The following is an 18,000-nucleotide window of genomic DNA, read 5'->3' as shown; positions in this document are numbered from 1 at the left end:
GTGTGAGGTGCGTTTAGTGGTTGCAAAGTGTTCAGTAGATTACGAGGGCCGTCTTCGAGCCCACCTTCCGTTGGCGACTCGTCTGGTGATGGTCAAGGCCGACGGCTCGGTGCTCATCCACTCCGATGGCGGCAGCTACAAGCCGCTGAACTGGATGAACCCTCCACTGACCCTTCGCGAGGGAATACCCGATGAAGATGCCGCAGCGCTGGGCGCCGTTTCCACCTGGACCGTGGCAAGCGCCAAGACCGATGACAAGCTGACCATCAACTTCCACAGCTTCGAACATGACTCGGCGCATGCTCTGGGCACCGACCCGGGCTTGATCAAGGACGGCGTGGAAGCAGACCTCCAGCGCCTGCTGGCCGAACAGATCGACCTGCTCGGGGACGGCCACAAGCTGATCCGCCGTGAATACATGACCGCCATCGGCCCGGTGGATATCCTGGCTCGCGATGCCAAGGGGGCCACCGTCGCGGTGGAGCTCAAGCGCCGAGGCGATATCGATGGCGTAGAGCAGCTCACGCGCTACCTGGATTTGCTCAACCGCGATCCGCTGCTGAAGCCGGTAACCGGCATCTTCGCCGCGCAGCAGATCAAGCCACAGGCGCGCACGCTCGCCGAAGATCGCGGAATTCGATGCTTGACTTTGGATTATGACGCAATGCGCGGTGTCGACGACTCTGCCGGCCGGCTTTTCTAACCCCGCTTTAAGAACAATTGCCCTGAGTCGATGACTCAGGGCGTTCTGTCTTCTAAGCTGGGAACATGACATCGACGCGCTACGCCCTTATCGCCACCCTGATTTCCGATGGACTCAAGGTCACCGACGGCGTACTTGCCGTGGATGGAGATCGAATCAGCTTCGCAGGCAACAAAGATGATTTTGCTGCGCTGCCCGATGCAGCCGACTATGAAATCCGGGAGCTGGCAGCGGGAACCACCATCATCCCGGGCCTGGTGGACCTGCACTGCCACGGCGCCCTTGGCGCGGATTTCTCGGCACCGGATCATTCCAGCATCACCGGCGCCCTGGAGCACCTCCATCGCTCAGGCACCACCACCTTGCTTGCCTCATTGGTCACCGCGGAGCCGAACTCCATGATCGGAGCCGCCGAGTTGCTGGCGGAATTTGCCGAGTCCGGCGCCATTGCCGGTATTCATGCCGAAGGGCCGTTCCTTTCCGAAGCCCAGTGCGGCGCCCAGGACCCTCGCTACCTGCAATTGCCGGATCCGGGCTTCGTCACCGAACTGGTGTCCGCCAGCCGCGGCCAATTGCGCACCATGACCTACGCGCCAGAGCTGGAGGGCAGCGAGGAGCTGATCGAGCAGCTGGTGTCCCACGGTGTCGTTCCCTCGCTGGGCCATACCAACGCCTCGGCCCAGGTTGCCGCTGATTCGCTGCGCTACGCCCGCGAAGAATTGCTCAGCGCCGGCGTAGATGGCTTTACCGAGCGCCCAACGGTCACGCACCTGTTCAACGGCATGCCTGAGTTGCACCACCGTGAACCGGGACCGGTAGCGGCCTGCCTTGAAGAAGCGGCCAATCGCAACGCCTTCGTGGAATTGATCTCCGACGGGGTGCACCTGTCCCCCGATACCGTTCGCCTGGTCTACCGCCTGGTCGGTGCCGAGAATGTCCTGCTTGTCAGCGACTCCATGGCAGCTACGGGACTTGCCGACGGCCAGTACGCGCTTGGCCCGCAACAGGTCAACGTCGTTGATTCACAGGCCCGGCTGGCCAGCGATAATTCATTGGCAGGCGGCACCTCCACCTTGCTGCAGGTGCTCCGGCATGCGGTGGCAGCCGGGGTCCCCCTGGTGCAAGCGGTGAGCTCTGCGACCACCGTCCCGGCTTCGCTGATCGGCCTGGCCGACGAGGTCGGCTCCCTGCATTACGGATTTGCCGCCGATGCCCTGGTGCTCGACGAGGACTTGCAGCTGGTGCAGGCCATCCGCAAGGGCCAATACCTCTGAGCCTTCCGAGGGGAAAACAAGAGCCGCCGTGGACCTTGAGGTCACGGCGGCTCTTGCTTATGAAATTCTAGATCTGCCAGCTTCCGGCAATCGGCCCGGCTTCAAGCCAGGCAGAAAAACCGGTGTAGTCACGGTAGTCCATGGCTAGCAGCAGCTCATCCCCGTTCCGGGTCAGCATCACCACAACAAATCCTGGCGGAATCCGCGAGGCTTCATCGTCGGTGGCGCGACGGGTTCCACTGATATCCAGCCCTCTTCGCTCAAGCTGGAATCGCGGCACCGGTGAAACAGAGAAAAACCGCAACAGGTCTACATGTCCTCCGCCATAGCGGCCAATCACCATCATCCATTGTCCCTGGGGAGTCCGGATGGAGGCATCGAAGGTGCCCAGTGTGCGCCGCAATTGAATGCGGCGCACAGCCATGGCGCCGAAGAACAAGGCGATGCCGATCAGGATCAGCAGCGCGATTAGAACTGGTGCGGTTATCTCAAACAATTCATCGCCTACGCTGCGGTACCAAGCACAGCGTTGTCAGCAACGATCACTACGCGGTCCGACTCGACGGAGAAGAATCCCCCGTCGATCTGGACCGAGAAGCGGGACTCGGAAACCGGTTCGATTTCCAGATCCCCAGCGGCAAGCACCGACAGCATCGGAACGTGACCGGGCAGAACTCCGACCTCGCCGTCAACCGAGCGAGCTTTGACCAGCTTCGCAGCGCCGGACCACACGAAATGGTCGGCCGCGACGATTTCGACCTGAAGCTCAGCCATAATTAGCTGGCCTTCTGGATTTCGGCCCACTGGCGCTCGACGTCGTCCAGACCGCCGATGTTGAAGAACGCCTGCTCTGCAATGTGGTCCAAGTCGCCATCGCAAATGGCCTTGAAGCCTTCGATGGTGTCCTTGATGGAAACGGTCGAACCCTCGACACCGGTGAACTGCTTTGCGGTGTAGGTGTTCTGCGACAGGAACTGCTGGATGCGACGTGCACGGGCAACGACTATCTTGTCCTCTTCGCCCAGTTCGTCGATGCCGAGGATCGCGATGATGTCCTGCAGTTCCTTGTTCTTCTGCAAGATAGCCTTCACGCGGATGGCTACATCGTAGTGATCCTGGCCGATGTACTGCGGATCCAGGATTCGCGAGGTCGAGGTCAGCGGATCGATTGCCGGGTACAGACCGCGCGACGCGATTTCACGCGACAGCTCGGTGGTTGCATCCAGGTGGGCGAAGGTTGCTGCTGGAGCCGGGTCGGTGTAGTCATCGGCCGGGACGTAAACAGCCTGCATCGAGGTGATCGAGCGGCCCTTCGTCGAGGTGATGCGTTCCTGCAGCAGACCCATTTCATCGGCCAAGTTCGGCTGGTAGCCCACGGCGGAAGGCATGCGGCCCAGAAGGGTCGACACCTCGGAACCGGCCTGGGTGAAGCGGAAGATGTTGTCGATGAACAGCAGCACGTCCTGGTTCTGGACATCGCGGAAGTATTCCGCCATGGTCAGTGCGGACAGTGCCACGCGCAGACGGGTTCCTGGTGGCTCATCCATCTGGCCGAACACCAAGGCGGTGTCCTTCAGAACGTTGGCCTCATCCATTTCGACCCAGAGGTCGTTGCCTTCACGGGTGCGCTCGCCCACACCGGCGAATACCGAGGTACCACCGAAGTTACGTGCAACACGGGTGATCATTTCCTGGATCAGGACGGTCTTGCCCACGCCGGCGCCGCCGAACAGGCCGATCTTTCCACCCTTGATGTACGGGGTGAGAAGGTCGATCGACTTGATGCCGGTTTCCAGCATTTCGGTCGAGCCCTCAAGTTCAGAGAACTTAGGTGGCTGGCGGTGGATTGGCCAGCGCTCGGTGACCTGGATCTCCGAGTTGTCAACGTCCAGGGCATCGCCCAATACGTTGAAGATGTGGCCCTTGACGCCGTCGCCAACAGGGACGGAGATCGCAGCGCCGGTGTCGGTCACCGAGGTACCGCGGACCAGGCCGTCGGTGGCCTGCAGCGATACCGCACGAACCAGGCCCTCACCGAGGTGCTGGCTGGTTTCGAAGGTGATCTTCTTGGTTTCGCCGTTGAGGGTCAGCTCAGCGGTCAGTGCGTTGTAGATAGCAGGCAGTGCATCGGCTGGGAACTCGACGTCCACGACCGGGCCAGTCACGCGCGCGATGCGACCGATGGCCCCTGCGGTAACCTGCTCGTTGAGTTGGGCAGTCATCTTTCTCACTTCTTGTCTGGTCGGACCTGTCGGGAATTAGCCGTTCAGCGCGTCGGCGCCGGCAATAATTTCCGAAAGCTCCTGGGTGATTTCAGCCTGACGGGCATTGTTAAGCAATCGTGTGTACTTCTTGATCAGTTCGCCTGCGTTGTCGCCTGCGGCCTTCATTGCCCGCTGGCGTGCAGCAAGCTCGGAGGCTGCGGACTGCAGCTGGCAGTTGAACAATCGAGACTCGATGTACCGAGGAAGCAGTGCATCAAGCACTTCTTCCGCCGATGGCTCAAACTCGTACAGTGGCAACAGCTCGTCGGTTGGAGTCTCGGATTCATCCTCGACAACCTCCAACGGCAACAGACGGATGACCGTCGGTTCCTGCGTGACCATCGACTTGAACTGGGTATAGACGACGTGGATTTCTTCCACGCCACCCTCTTCGTAGTCGGTGTTGAAGTCCTCCAGGAGGACGTCTCGCAGCTCGTGTGCGGTTTCGAAACGCGGAGAATCAGTTTCCCCGGTCCACACTCTGGCGTACTCGCGTGAACGGAAATCAAAGTAAGCCTGTGCCTTGCGGCCGACCAGGTAGGTCTTGACTTCTTTGCCTTCTTCACGCAGGAGTTCCACGAGGTGCTCTGCCTGCTTCAGAACGCTGGCGGAGTAGGACCCGGCAAGTCCTCGGTCCGAGGTCATCACCAAGACCGCGGCACGGCGTACCTGCGCCGGCTCGGTGGTCAGTGGGTGTTCGACATCGGCCTGGGACGAGACGGCGGTTACTGCACGGGTAATCGCATTGGCGTATGGCAGTGATGCCGCGACACGCGTACGTGCCTTGCCAATGCGGGATGCAGCGATCAGTTCCATCGCCTTGAAGATCTTGCGCATCGACTTGGTCGATCCGATCTTCTGGCGGTAGACCCGAATCTGGGCTCCCATGTGTGTCCTTTCCTTATCCCCTGTGCTGTTGTTGCGGCGCCGTCACCGGCGCCGCAACTTCAGCACAAGAAAATTGTCAGCGCTTCTGCTTGACGATCTGTTCCTGGTCAACGGACTCGGCGTTCAGAGCGTCGTGCTCTTCGTGGCCAGCGGCAACCAGCTGATCGCTGCCTGCACCGAAGAAGCCGGCCTTGAAGTCGGCAATGCCGGACTTCATGGCTTCCAAGGTCTCGTTCTCCAGCTTGCCGGTCTGGCCGATTACGGTCAGAACGTCAGTGCGGTGACGCAGGTAGTCGATGAACTCAGCCTCGAAGCGGCGTACGTCCTCAACCGGGACATCGTCCAGGTAGCCGTTGGTGCCGGCCCAGATCGAAACGACCTGATCCTCAACAGCGTATGGGGTGTACTGGCCCTGCTTGAGCAGTTCCATCAGGCGTGCACCACGGGTCAGCTGCTGCTTGGAAGCGGCATCCAGATCCGAAGCGAACATTGCGAAGGCCTGCATGTCGCGGTACTGAGCCAATTCAAGCTTCAAGGTACCGGAGACCTTCTTCATGGCCTTGACCTGTGCCGAACCACCAACGCGGGATACCGAGATACCCACGTCGACAGCTGGGCGCTGGTTGGCGTTGAACAGGTCCGACTGCAAGAAGATCTGGCCGTCGGTGATCGAGATGACGTTGGTCGGGATGAACGCGCCCACGTCGTTGGCCTTGGTCTCGATGATTGGAAGACCAGTCATCGAACCTGCACCGAGCTCGTCCGAGAGCTTGGCGCAACGCTCAAGCAGTCGGGAGTGCAGGTAGAAGACGTCACCTGGGTAGGCTTCGCGTCCTGGCGGACGGCGCAGCAGCAGGGACACGGCGCGGTAGGCTTCAGCCTGCTTCGACAGATCATCGAAGACGATCAGAACGTGCTTGCCACCGTACATCCAGTGCTGGCCAATGGCCGAGCCTGCATATGGCGCCAAGTACTTGAAGCCTGCTGGGTCAGATGCCGGGGAAGCCACGATGGTGGTGTATTCCAGGGCGCCCTGCTCTTCGAGGGTCTGGCGTACGGCAGCGATGGTCGATGCCTTCTGGCCGATTGCCACGTAGATGCAGCGAACCTGCTTGGTTTCGTCACCGGTTGCCCAGTTGTCGCGCTGGTTCAGGATGGCGTCAACCGCGATAGCGGTCTTGCCGGTCTGGCGGTCGCCAATGATCAGCTGACGCTGGCCACGGCCGATCGGGATCATTGCGTCGATGGCCTTCAGGCCGGTCTGCAATGGTTCGTGAACGCTCTTGCGCTGGGTCACGCCTGGTGCCTGGAGCTCCAGTGCACGACGTCCTTCAGCGGCAATTGGGCCCATGTTGTCCAGTGGCTCACCCAGTGGATCAACAACGCGGCCGAGGTAGCCGTCGCCGACTGGAACCGAAAGGATCTCGCCGGTGCGCTCTACCTTCTGGCCGTCTTCGATGCCGGTGAAGTCACCAAGCACAACGACACCGATTTCACGGGTATCGAGGTTCTGGGCCAGGCCCAGGGTGCCATCTTCGAACTTCAGCAACTCGTTGGCCATAACGGAAGGAAGACCTTCCACTCTGGCGATGCCGTCGCTCGCGGCGACGACGCGTCCCACCTCGGTGCGCTCTGCCTTACCCGGTTCGTAGGAAGATGCGAACTCGTTTAGGGCATTGCGGACGTCGTTGGCATTGATGGTCAAATCGGCCATCTGCAGTCCCTGCTCTCCTAAATTGTGATCCACCCTCAAGAATGGTGGATCGATGTGAATGAAGTCTGTGTTGGTCCCGGCGAGCCGGAACAACTGCCAGGAGCCAGCTCCTGGCAGAAGTCCTAGCTAGCCAGTGCGCGGCGCAAATCCGCCACGCGCGATGCCACGGAAGCGTCGACAACTTCGTCGCCAACCTTTACTACCAGTCCACCGACCAGCGATGGGTCGATAGCGGTGTTGAGCTTGAGCTGACGACCGTATAGCTTGTTCAGGCTGGTCTCCAGGCGCGAACGCTGAGCCTCGGAAAGCTCCACAGTGCTGGTCACCGAAGCGATCCAGCGCTGCTGGCGCTTGGCGACTAGTTCAACGAAGCGTTCGACCAGGGTTGCAGGCTTCAAACCGCGTGGGTTCGAAACTGCCTGGGAGATCAAAACCTGCGAGGTCTGCGACGCGTTAGGCACAAGCTTGAGCGCAAGTGCGCGCTTAGCTTCAACTGGGGCCTGTGCATCATCCAACGCACGCTGCAGTTCGTGGTTTCCACGGACCACCTCGATGAAGGAGAACAGATCCTGCTCCAGCTTGTTCAGCCCTGAAGCGCCGTCCTGCTGTTCCGCCACTGCGGTAACCGCGGTGACAGCCAGAGTTTCGAGCGCATCGCTAATGTCGCGTTCCGAGCTCCAGCGGGTTGAAGCCAGCTGGGCGACGGTGTCCTCAGCGGCAGCCGAGACCTTTCCGTGCAGCAGCTGAGCCAAAAGGCCTGCCTTTTCGGCATCTTCACGGGCTGGATCAGTCAGTGCTCGGCGAAGACCGGCATTTGCATCCAGTACTTCCAGGACCGCGAACAGTTCCTTTGGCAGCTCAATAGATGCCAGTGCCAGCTTGGGTTCCAGGAACTCCAAGGCCTTTGCCAATGACTCGCTCGATACACTTGCCATTAGTTCGATGCACCTGCGTTCTGCTGAGCTTCCAAATCGTTCAGGAACTGATCAACCACGCGCTGTGCACGGGCATCGTCCTTCAGAGCTTCGTCAACAACCTTGCTTGCAAGCTCGGTGGCCAAGGTGCCCACGTCGGTGCGAAGCGAGGACAGAGCGGCTGCGCGCTCTGCCTGGATCTGGCGCTGAGCCTGCTCGCTGATGCGAGTAGCCTCGTCGGTTGCTTTGGTCTTCAGATCTTCAAGGATCTGAGCGCCTTCGCTGCGAGCTTCCTCGCGGATGCGGTTTGCTTCGGTGCGTGCTTCCAGAAGCTGGGCCTTGTACTGTGCCAAGGTCTCCTCTGCTTCCTTCTGCGCTGCCTCGGCCTTTTCAAGACCGCCTTCGATCGCGGTGACGCGATCTTCATAGGACTGCTCAAACTTCGGAGCAATGACCTTGATGACGATGAAAAGGAGGACCGCGAAGCCAACGCCCGTGACGAGAATTTCCCACGGGTTAGGCATCAGCGGGTTGACCGATTCGCCCGCAGCGAGGATGAAGTCAGTGCTATTCATTCTCACCATTCCTTATCTATTAGTTTCCACTTGTGTGTATGCCTCGCGATAGTGGCGAGGCCACTACAGCCGGGAAGGACTTACTTGATAACGAAGGCGAAAACCAGGCCAAGGATGGCCAGTGCTTCAGCAAGTGCGAAGCCGAGCATTGCGATTGGCTGCAGGATGCGCTGTGCTTCTGGCTGACGTGCAACGCCGTTGATGTACGCTGCGAAGATCAAGCCCACGCCGATAGCCGAACCAATTGCTGCCAGACCGTAGCCGATCATGTTCAGGGAGCCGCTCATGCGAATTTTCCTTTCAAGATACCGGCTTTTTGCCGGTAGGTTGTGAGGTTTTCCTTGAATCGTTCAAGGAAGAACATTTGGGATTTAGTAAATAAGAAATGGCCTAGTGGGCGTCAGCTTCAATTGCACCCTGGATGTAGATCGCGGTCAGCAGCGTAAACACGAACGCCTGCAGAACCATGATCAACAATTCCAGGAAGTACATAGCCACGGAACCTGCGATGACCAGAACACCAACACCATTCAGTGCCAGCGAGTCCTGGACGACGATCAAGTGGCGTGCACCTGAAGCAGCCAGCATCACAATGATATGGCCTGCCAGCATCGTTGCCATCAAACGCAGCGAGTGCGTCAGCGGGCGGACAATGAAGTTAGAAATGATTTCCAACGGCACCAGCAGAATCAACATCACTGGGCTGACACCCGGTGGGGTGACGGCCAGCTTGAAGAAGCGGATACCGTGGTTCTTCAGGCCTACAGCAATCCAGGTGCCGTAGATAATGATGGCCATCGCGTATGCAGAACCAGCGTGTGAGAACGATGGAAGCTGCAAGAACGGGATCGCGCCGAAGAGGTTGTTGAGCAGTACGAAGAAGAAAGTCGCGAATAGCAGCGGAATCCACGGGCGGAAGTTCTTCTCGCCGATGATGTCGCGGCCGATGCCGTTACGCACGAAGGCGTAACCGGATTCAGCGATGTACTGCATCTTGCCTGGAACCAGCTTCGGGTTCTTGATGGCCATGGTGAAGAACCAAGTGATGAGCGCGATCGACAAAACGATCATGAGCATCTGCTTGCCGAAACCGGTGCCGTACTCAGCTGCCCAAGGGAAAATCTCTGGGAGGTGGGTATCGGACACCGATGGCGGAATGAAGCCGCCTTCTTCTGAGGCCATTGGGAGCGCAAACGCGAACAACGCGCTGTCCTCTCTGCAGTAACGGTCACGGGCAAAAGGCGGTGACTGGCGGAAACTGCCTCTCACCGTGTGAAGAAAAGATCAAACGGGGATCCCACCACAGCTGTTGCCGGAGGCATCAACCCTGATGAGGTGCCACCTGCAGGTTTCCCCGCAAGCGCATATGTATCCAGCCTCACGCATTACAGCGTTCAGCTAAAAATGACCCGTAGTAAGCTTATCAAACTCACAGCATCCTTCCGACACATTCGCCGGCCGGTACTCCCTAGTCCTCGTTGTAGATTGCCAGCCGGGCCTTCATGAAGGCTCGAACTTCGCCAACCTGCCAGGCAACGAGTGAGATAGCTGCTGCAAGAACGAATCCCTGCCGGTTAACCCATTCGGGCAAACCCAGGTTCAACAACACGAAGGCGATACCAAAAACCTTGATGACATATGCGCCCAAAAACGCAGGCATGGCCCACGAGCGGCGAATTCGTCCTGCAGCTTCGGCGATCAGAATGCCAATGGCAAAGAAGCCAATAACCACCCCGGCCGCCAATGCGCCCGACAGTGCATAGCGAAGATCAGCGAACAACCACGAAATCAGGAAAAATGCGGCTGTTGCGATCAGCGAATACACCAGTGACAAAGCCAAAATCGGCAACCAGATGGAGTTCGGAGCTGAGGAAGTGCTGATGCGGGCAGAACTGGAAGCCACGTCCGCAACCTTTCTTCGCCAATCCGAGGGACCATCGTGCACCCACGATGCTGATGAAACTTGAAACTTCCGCTCGCCCAAAAAGAGCTCCCGGAAGAAGATCTACTCTGAATTCTACACGAGATAGAAAGACTTTGCTTGTGGATTACTCGGCCATTTGGTGAAGCTAATCATGCCCCAGGCGCTTGCGCAGAGCGCCAACCCGCTGAACGACCAATGGCCACCACGTTCCGATGGCCGCAGCCAAGAAGAGGACCAGGGCCATGGGGATCACCAGGAACACCGGAATGAACGCAATGGACACCACCGAAACTGCGATCGCGGCGGCCCACAGGTAGAGCAGGATCACCGCGCGGCGCACCGAGTGGCCTTGGGCCAGCATCCGGTGGTGGATGTGCTTCGAGTCCGGTGAAAAGGGTGAGCGCTTGTTGGCCAGGCGGCGGAAGACCGAGAGTACAAGGTCCAGTACTGGTAGGAATACGATCACCATCGGCAAAAGCATGGGCATGTAGGCCGGGATATTGCGGAACCGGCGGGCTTCGAGTCCCTGCACGTCGCCGGTGACAGCGATCGCGGCCACCGAAAGGATCAAGCCGATCGCCAGCACCCCGGTCTCCCCCATGAAGATGTTCGCGGGATTGAAGTTGTGCGGCAGGAAGCCCAGGCAGGCGCCGAGCAACAGGGCGCACAGCAGGGCGCCGAGATTCGCATAGTCATCGGCGCTCACATGCGTTGCCAGAACGTAGGAGTACACGAAGAAGGTGGCAGCGCCGATAGCTGCCAGGCCGGCTGCCAAGCCGTCCAGGCCATCAGAGAAATTGATGGCGTTCATGGTCAGGACAATCAGGAATATGGTGACAACAACCTGCAGCCATTGTTCCCTGATCTGCCACGAGCCCACCGGCAGCGACTGGATCAGCACCCCGTGGGTCGCCATCAGCCAGCCGATGAGAATCTGCCCCATCAGCTTGATCCACCAGCGCAGGTCGAACATGTCATCGGCGAGGCCAAGGATCAGGATGACCAGCAGCGCCAGGCTCAGGCCCTGGATTGCCTGGCCGCCGAAGACTCCGCGGAAGAAGTGGAAATTGCTCGCCAGCCAAATGCCCATGCCGAAGGAAGCGATGATGGCCACGCCGCCAAATTTCACGATGGGCGATTGATGCTGGTCGCGTTCGCGCAGCATCTGGTTGGCGGTGTACCGCTGGCCCAGCGAACGGACCATGGGGGTCAGCAAATATGAGGCGGTGAAGCTGAAGGCGATGAGAAGAAGGTATATTCTCATGCGCGCTGGCCTGGGGCATCCTGTCCCAGGTCGAGCACCTCGGGGACGACAACGCGCAGTTCCTCGATGGAAATCGCGCCCGAGCGAACGACCTTCAGGTGTTCGCCAGTGCAGTCGATGATGGTCGAAGGCAGGGCATCGGCCGAATTCTCGCCGCGCGAACCGCCATCAAGGTAAACGTCAACGGATTCGCCCAGCTGCTCCATGGCCGAATCGGCATCCAAGGCTGCGGGCTGGCCGGTGCGGTTGGCCGAGGAAACAGCCAGCGGGCCGGTTTCGCGCAGCAGTTCCAAGGCAGTCTCATCATTTGGTACACGCAGCCCAACGGTGCCGCGGGTCTCCCCAAGGTCCCAGGTCAGCGACGGCTGGGCCTGCAAAATCAGGGTCAGTCCCCCAGGCCAGAAGGCCTCGGCCAGTTTCCGCGCGGCATCAGGAATGTCGCGGGCCAGTCCATCCATGGTGGCCGTTTGCGCGATGAGTACCGGTGGCGGCATGGTGCGCCCGCGCCCCTTGGCTGCCAGCAGCATGGCTACGCCCTGGGCGCTGAAAGCGTCGGCCCCAATCCCGTAGACGGTATCCGTGGGCAAGACGATGCACCGCTTGTCCGCCAAGGCGGCTTTGGCCGCGGTGATTCCTGCTGCATGCTCTTGCTCGTTGCTTACCAAAAATCTTGTGCTCACGGGATCATTCTTTCATGCACGGTGGGTCGTAGGTGGTACTGCTTCTCGGTGTGGTGCGTAGCCGGAGGTGGCACGGGCCCGTCCGGTCAAATCCTTGTGGCCTGCCACCCGCTCGAATCCGGCCTCGCGCAGCATCGCCGCGGCGGAATCCTGCTGTACCTCGGCGTGCTCCATCACAAAATATCCGCCGGGGCGCAGCAGCTTCATGGCTTGGGCGCTGATGGCCCGAGGAATCTGCAATCCGTCCTCGCCCAGGCCATAGAGGGCCATATCCGGATCGTGGTCCCGGACTTCCGCCTCGCGCGGAATCGCATTGGGCGGAATATAGGGAGGATTGGAAATCACCAGGTCCATGGACCCGTCGAATTCACCAGGCAGGCTGGTGGCATCCTGGTGCAGGACGGTGACCTGGTGCGGCAGGCAATTGGCGCGGGTATAGCCGATGGCCTCGGCGGACAGCTCGACCGCCCAGACCCTGGAGCCTGGCAGCTCGCTGGCCAGCGCCGCAGCGATGGCCCCGGAGCCGGAGCACAAATCGATGCAGGAAGGAGCATCGATTCGATGCGCGGCCACAAAATCCAGTCCCAGCTGCACCACGGATTCGGTCTCCGGGCGCGGGGTGAAGACCCCGGGGCCGACCTTCAGCTCAAGATAGCGGAAGTGGGCTACCCCGGTCAGGTGCTGCAGCGGAATGCGGGTACGGCGCGCGGCGACCAGCGCGGTGAATTGCTCGCGCTGGTCGCCCTGGAAAACATCGCCGCGCAGCTCGCGGATCTTGAGCTCCGAGCGGCTGATGCCCAGCACGTGGCAGAGCAGCAGGTCGGCATCAACGCCGGGGCTTGGCACCCCGGCGCTGGCCAGCGCCGCAATCGCCGCCTGGCGAACGGCTGAGAGTTCTTCCAAGGCGCTATTACTCGCCCAGCGCTGCCAGGCGCTCTTCCTCGTCCATCTGGATGCAGGATTCGATCACCGGCTGCAGGTCGCCGTCCATCACGGCATCCAGGTTGTAGGCCTTGTACCCGGTGCGGTGATCCGCGATGCGGTTTTCCGGGTAGTTGTAGGTGCGGATGCGCTCGGAACGATCCATGGTGCGGATCTGGCTGGCACGCTGGGCCGAGTTCTCCTGGTCGATGATCTCCTGCTGGTGGGCCAGCAGGCGCGAGCGCAGCACGCGCATGGCGGCTTCGCGGTTCTGGATCTGCGACTTCTCGTTCTGCATGGCCACCACGATGCCGGTGGGCATGTGGGTGATGCGCACCGCGGAGTCGGTGGTGTTCACGGACTGGCCGCCGGGGCCCGAGGAGCGGTAGACGTCGATCTTCAGGTCATTCTGGTGGATCTCGACTTCTTCTGGCTCGTCGACTTCTGGCAGCACCAGGACGCCGGCTGCCGAGGTGTGGATGCGCCCCTGGGATTCGGTCACCGGCACGCGCTGCACGCGGTGCACGCCGCCTTCGAACTTCAGCTGGGCGTAGACGCCTTCAGCCGGGTCGTTCGACTTGCCCTTGATGGCCACCTGGGCGTCCTTGTAGCCGCCAAGGTCGGACTCGTTGAAGGAGATCATCTCCACCTTCCAGCCCTTGTTCTCGGCGTAGCGGGTGTACATGCGCAGCAGGTCGGCTGCGAACAGCGCGGCCTCGTCGCCGCCTTCGCCGCCCTTGACCTCGAGGATCACATCGCGGGCGTCGTTCTCGTCGCGCGGAATCAGCAGGCGGCGCAGCTTTTCCTGCAATTCAGGCAGTGCCGCGCTCAGGGTCTCGACCTCTTCGGCGAAATCCGGGTCTTCATCTGCCATTTCGCGGGCAGCTTCCAGATCCTCGGTGGCGCTGTGCCAGCGGTTGTAGGCTTCGACGATGCCGTTGAGCTGGGCGGAGCGGCGTCCGAGCTTGCGGGCCAGCGCCTGGTCGGCGTACACCGCCGGATCCGAGAGCTGCGCCTGGATCTGTGCATGCTCTTCTAGTAGCGTCTTGACGGATTCGAACATGGTGGTGTGCTTCCTTGTCGGCGGTGTCCGCGCAGCCGGGCCGGATCGGCGCTGCGGGCTGCTGGGAATAAATTCTAGTTGGTTTTCTGGTCACTACGCGCCGATGGCGTCCAGCCAGCTGCCGGTGAGGCAGGCTGGCTGGACGCCATGGCGGGCAGGGGCGCTAATCCTTGTTCGGGGTGGTCTTGTTGACCAGCATCAAGAATTCTGCGTTGGATCCGGTTTCGCGGATCTTGCCGGTGAGCACTTCCAGTGCCTGCTGCGGATCGATGCCCGAGAGCATGCGGCGCAGGCGCCACATGATGCGCACCTCTTCGGCACTCATCAGCTGCTCTTCGCGGCGGGTGCTCGACGCGTTGACGTCGACGGCCGGGAAGATGCGCTTCTCTGCCAGCTGGCGCGAGAGGCGCAGTTCCATGTTGCCGGTGCCCTTGAATTCCTCGAAGATGACCTCGTCCATCTTGGACCCGGTCTCCACCAGTGCGGTGGCAAGGATGGTCAGCGAACCGCCATTTTCGATGTTGCGGGCAGCACCGAAGAAGCGCTTTGGCGGGTACAGCGCAGCGGAATCCACACCACCGGAGAGGATGCGGCCCGAGGCCGGAGCCGAGAGGTTGTAGGCGCGGCCCAGGCGGGTCATCGAGTCCAGCAGGACCACAACATCCATGCCCATTTCCACCAGGCGCTTGGCGCGCTCGATGGCCAGCTCGGCCACCGTGGTGTGGTCATCGGCCGGGCGGTCGAAGGTCGAGGCAATAACCTCGCCCTTGACGGTGCGCTGCATGTCGGTGACTTCTTCGGGACGCTCGTCCACCAGAACCATCATCAGGTGCACTTCTGGGTTGTTGATGGTGATCGCGTTCGCGATGGCCTGCAGGATCAGGGTCTTGCCGGCCTTCGGAGGCGAAACGATCAGGCCGCGCTGGCCCTTGCCGATCGGGGCCACCAGGTCGATGACACGCGGGCCGACCAGCTTCGGATCGGTTTCCAGGCGCAGGCGCTCGGTTGGGTACAGCGGAACGAGCTTGTTGAACTCCACGCGCTCGCGGTTGTCTTCCGGCTTCTTGCCGTTGACCGAAGTCAGCTGCACCAGGGCGTTGAACTTCTGGCGCGGGTTCGGGGTCTCGCCCTCGCGCGGCTGGCGGATGGCGCCGACAATGGCATCGCCCTTGCGCAGGTTGTACTTCTTGACCTGGCCCAGGGTGACGTACACGTCGTTGGGGCCTGGCAGGTAGCCGGAGGTGCGGACGAACGCGTAGTTCTCCAGCACGTCCAGGATGCCGGCGACCGGCAACACGACATCGTCTTCGCTCAGCTGCGGCTCGTCGTCATCACGGCGGTTGCGGCGGTTGCGGTTATTGCGATCGTTGTTGCGCTCATTGCGGTCGTTGTTGCGCTCGCGGCGGTTATTGCGATCATTGCGATCGTTGTTGCGCTCGCGGCGGTTATTGCGATCGTTGCGGTCGTTATTGCGCTCGTTGCGCTCTTCGCCGCCCTCGGTCTCGCTGGACTCGGTGCGCTCGTTGTTGCGCTCTGCACGGTCGTTGTTGCGCTCGCGGCGGTTGCCGCGTTCACGGCGCTCCTCGCGGGCCTCGCCGTTGTTCTCCGGCTCGCCGGCTTCGCCGCGGTCATTGCGCTCGGCACGGTCGTTGTTGCGCTCGCGGCGGTTGCCGCGCTCGCGGCGCTCCTCGCGGGCCTCGCCGTTGTTCTCCGGCTCGCCGCCTTCGCCGCGGTCATTGCGCTCGGCGCGGTCGTTGTTGCGCTCACGGCGGTTGTTGCGATCGCGGCGGTTGTTGTTGCGCTCGCGGCGCTCCTCGCGGGCTTCGCCGTTGCCTTCAGCGGCCTCGGCCTTTGGCTCGGCGTTCGCTGCTGGCTGCTCGGCGGCGGCTTCTGCCTTGGCCTTGGAGTTGCGGCGCTGGCGCGGAGCCTTCTGCTCTGCTGGGGCTGCTTCGGTTTCGCTGGCAGCTTCCGGCGCCTCGGTCTTCGCTTCGGCGGCGACCGGGGCCTTGCCCGAGTCGGTCACGCGGCGCGATGGGCGGCGGGTGCGCACTGGCTTCTGCTCGGCGGCAGCTGGCTCGGCGGCTGGCTGTGCCTCAGGCGCTGCATCGGCCTCGACCTTGGCTTCTGCCTTCGGTGCGCGGCGGGAGCGGGCTTTGGTTTCCTTTGGCTGCTCGGCTGGAGCTGCCGCTGTTTCGGTGTCAGCCTTGGCGGCCTTGGCGTCCTTGGCGGCAACGGAGCCGCCGCGCTGGTGATCGCCGATGGCCTTGACCAGGTCGGCTTTGCGCATTCGCGATCCGCCGGTAATGCCCAGCTGCGAAGCCAGCTGCTGGAGCTGGGTCATCTTCAAAGAGGCCAGACCGGCGCTCTTGGTTTCGGAAGTCTTGGTGTCCACGCCTTCGTTGAGGCTCGTGGTTTCGGTCACGAAAGTTCCTTCTGACTCGTAGGATGGGCCGCTTCTAGGCAGGCCCACTGTGCCGTAAATGTTGTGCAGCAGCCGAAGATTTCATGGTTGCTCCACGCTCCACCGAGCGAGCCCAGGGTTCAGGACACTAAACTGCGGTGGAATATGAGGAAACTGATATCTCGACGGCACGAGGCTGTGCATGAATGTGGGATATCAAAGGTGCTGTGAACGGCAGGAAGATCCGGAACGGCTGGACGGACAAAATGGGGTTCAAGAACCGAACTTATCCGCAGCAACACTGGCCAAAAGGGATTTGAACCGGGTAACGACCCAGCAATCCGGCCTGCCATAGTGCTACAGCACTTCTACTGTAACACCGTTGGCGGCCAGCGTGGGAACTTCCGCACGCCACGACACCGTGGAATGGGCAGAAAATTCGTCAATCCTGGCCAGCACTTCGGCCACCTGCGCGTCGCCGGCCACCAAGGTCAGCACGGTTGGCCCGGCCCCGGAAACCACCGCGGCCAGTCCGGCCTCGCGCAGCGTTGCGATCAGCGCGGCGCTCTGCGGCATGGATGCCGCGCGGTAGTCCTGGTGCAGATAGTCCTTGGTGCCGGCCAGCAGCACCGACGGGTCGTTGCTCAAGGCATGAATCAGCAGCGCAGCGCTCGCGCTGTTGGCGGCGGCGATGGAGTGGTCCACCTGGGCGGGCAGGGCGCCGCGGGCCACCTCGGTGGACAGCCCGTTGGAGGGGATGGCCAGCACCGCGCGCAAATCCTGGTGCAAGGGAACCTGCACCGAGCTGAAGCTGCCATCGGCGCTGGTGGAGGAAATGCTCAGGCCGCCAAAAACAGCCGGTGCCACATTATCGGGGTGGCCTTCCCACTGGGCGGCGGCCTGGAAGACCGCTTCGGTGCCGCCGCGCGATCCTTCGGGCAGCAGCGCGTCGGCCGCGGCGTAGGCGGCAACAATGGCCGCCGCCGAAGAGCCCATGCCGCGGGCGTGCGGAATGCGGTTGTGGGCGATCAGCTGCACCCCGGCCGCTTCAAATCCTGCCTTGGCCCAGTAGCGGCGCATTTCCTTGATGATCAGGTGCGATTCATCAGTCGGCAGCTCGCCGGCACCCTCGCCGTCAATCTGCACGCTGCTGGACTGGGCGGTGCGCACTTCCAGGCGGTCCCGGTATTCCAGGGCCAGGCCCAGCGAGTCAAAGCCCGGGCCAAGGTTGGCGGAGGTGGCGGGCGGGCAAACGATCAGGTGCTGGCCGAGGGCGATCTGCGCAGTCATGGTTCCTTCAGTGTCAGAACAGGTCAAGGGTTAATGGACCACGGCCCGCCGCGGCTGACGGCTGATCCCAGCGGGATCGCTTCTGCGCGCGGCGGGCCGTGTGGTGCCGGGGCTTCCCGGCAGAA

General features: G+C 61.5%; 18 protein-coding genes. 2 read left to right on the top strand and 16 right to left on the bottom strand.

Going from position 1 to position 18,000, the window contains the following annotated elements:
- Positions 1–7: 7 nt before the first annotated feature.
- Together nucS and AOZ07_RS06660 are read left to right on the top strand one after the other, a co-directional pair.
- Positions 8–703, top strand: a complete 696-nt coding sequence (gene nucS, locus AOZ07_RS06665) for an endonuclease NucS (protein WP_060701298.1) — start codon at positions 8–10, stop codon at positions 701–703.
- Between the two features lie 65 nt (positions 704–768).
- The gene (locus AOZ07_RS06660; RefSeq protein ID WP_060701297.1) at positions 769–1,977 is read left to right on the top strand and encodes an N-acetylglucosamine-6-phosphate deacetylase; all 1,209 of its coding nucleotides are present in this window, start codon (positions 769–771) and stop codon (positions 1,975–1,977) included.
- Between the two features lie 67 nt (positions 1,978–2,044).
- Here the strand turns inward: AOZ07_RS06660 and AOZ07_RS06655 are convergent, their stop codons facing one another.
- The 16 genes from AOZ07_RS06655 to thrB all read right to left on the bottom strand — a co-directional run bounded on the left by AOZ07_RS06655 (position 2,045) and on the right by thrB (position 17,875).
- On the bottom strand, positions 2,045–2,473 hold the full coding sequence (locus tag AOZ07_RS06655; protein WP_060701296.1) for a DUF2550 domain-containing protein: 429 nt from the start codon (positions 2,471–2,473) through the stop codon (positions 2,045–2,047).
- Between the two features lie 8 nt (positions 2,474–2,481).
- Positions 2,482–2,751 carry a F0F1 ATP synthase subunit epsilon gene (locus AOZ07_RS06650; RefSeq protein ID WP_060701295.1) on the bottom strand — a complete coding sequence of 90 codons (270 nt, stop codon included), beginning with the start codon at positions 2,749–2,751 and terminating at the stop codon, positions 2,482–2,484.
- A gap of 2 nt (positions 2,752–2,753) precedes the next feature.
- Positions 2,754–4,199, bottom strand: a complete 1,446-nt coding sequence (gene atpD / locus AOZ07_RS06645) for a F0F1 ATP synthase subunit beta (RefSeq protein WP_060701294.1) — start codon at positions 4,197–4,199, stop codon at positions 2,754–2,756.
- 36 nt (positions 4,200–4,235) lie between these two features.
- Positions 4,236–5,129, bottom strand: coding sequence for a F0F1 ATP synthase subunit gamma (locus AOZ07_RS06640; protein ID WP_060701293.1), 894 nt, complete (start codon positions 5,127–5,129; stop codon positions 4,236–4,238).
- Between the two features lie 76 nt (positions 5,130–5,205).
- A complete protein-coding gene (gene atpA, locus AOZ07_RS06635) occupies positions 5,206–6,843 on the bottom strand; it encodes a F0F1 ATP synthase subunit alpha (RefSeq protein ID WP_060703342.1) in 1,638 nt (545 codons plus the stop codon).
- Between the two features lie 122 nt (positions 6,844–6,965).
- A complete protein-coding gene (locus AOZ07_RS06630) occupies positions 6,966–7,778 on the bottom strand; it encodes a F0F1 ATP synthase subunit delta (RefSeq protein WP_060701292.1) in 813 nt (270 codons plus the stop codon).
- On the bottom strand, positions 7,778–8,332 hold the full coding sequence (locus tag AOZ07_RS06625) for a F0F1 ATP synthase subunit B (RefSeq protein WP_060701291.1): 555 nt from the start codon (positions 8,330–8,332) through the stop codon (positions 7,778–7,780). Before AOZ07_RS06625 ends, AOZ07_RS06630 begins: the two co-directional genes overlap by 1 nt.
- 80 nt (positions 8,333–8,412) lie before the next feature.
- Positions 8,413–8,625, bottom strand: coding sequence for an ATP synthase subunit C (locus tag AOZ07_RS06620; protein WP_028268761.1), 213 nt, complete (start codon positions 8,623–8,625; stop codon positions 8,413–8,415).
- Between the two features lie 97 nt (positions 8,626–8,722).
- Positions 8,723–9,514, bottom strand: coding sequence for a F0F1 ATP synthase subunit A (atpB, locus tag AOZ07_RS06615; RefSeq protein WP_084793160.1), 792 nt, complete (start codon positions 9,512–9,514; stop codon positions 8,723–8,725).
- 286 nt (positions 9,515–9,800) lie between these two features.
- Positions 9,801–10,235 (bottom strand): hypothetical protein, encoded by a 435-nt coding sequence (locus tag AOZ07_RS06610; protein WP_060701289.1) that lies wholly within the window; start codon positions 10,233–10,235, stop codon positions 9,801–9,803.
- A 166-nt stretch (positions 10,236–10,401) separates the two neighbouring features.
- On the bottom strand, positions 10,402–11,520 hold the full coding sequence (locus AOZ07_RS06605; protein WP_060701288.1) for an MraY family glycosyltransferase: 1,119 nt from the start codon (positions 11,518–11,520) through the stop codon (positions 10,402–10,404).
- The gene (locus tag AOZ07_RS06600) at positions 11,517–12,200 is read right to left on the bottom strand and encodes an L-threonylcarbamoyladenylate synthase (RefSeq protein WP_060701287.1); all 684 of its coding nucleotides are present in this window, start codon (positions 12,198–12,200) and stop codon (positions 11,517–11,519) included. Before AOZ07_RS06600 ends, AOZ07_RS06605 begins: the two co-directional genes overlap by 4 nt.
- A 12-nt stretch (positions 12,201–12,212) precedes the next feature.
- A complete protein-coding gene (gene prmC, locus AOZ07_RS06595) occupies positions 12,213–13,103 on the bottom strand; it encodes a peptide chain release factor N(5)-glutamine methyltransferase (RefSeq protein ID WP_060701286.1) in 891 nt (296 codons plus the stop codon).
- Between the two features lie 7 nt (positions 13,104–13,110).
- A complete protein-coding gene (gene prfA, locus AOZ07_RS06590; RefSeq protein WP_060701285.1) occupies positions 13,111–14,184 on the bottom strand; it encodes a peptide chain release factor 1 in 1,074 nt (357 codons plus the stop codon).
- Positions 14,185–14,347: 163 nt separating this feature from the next.
- Positions 14,348–16,606, bottom strand: coding sequence for a transcription termination factor Rho (rho, locus tag AOZ07_RS06585; protein ID WP_060701284.1), 2,259 nt, complete (start codon positions 16,604–16,606; stop codon positions 14,348–14,350).
- A gap of 336 nt (positions 16,607–16,942) precedes the next feature.
- On the bottom strand, positions 16,943–17,875 hold the full coding sequence (thrB, locus tag AOZ07_RS06580; protein ID WP_060701283.1) for a homoserine kinase: 933 nt from the start codon (positions 17,873–17,875) through the stop codon (positions 16,943–16,945).
- Positions 17,876–18,000: the final 125 nt, after the last annotated feature.

This window comes from Glutamicibacter halophytocola, assembly GCF_001302565.1.
Classification (GTDB): Bacteria; Actinomycetota; Actinomycetes; order Actinomycetales; family Micrococcaceae; genus Glutamicibacter; species Glutamicibacter halophytocola.
This window is presented reverse-complemented; position numbering and strand designations above follow the sequence as displayed.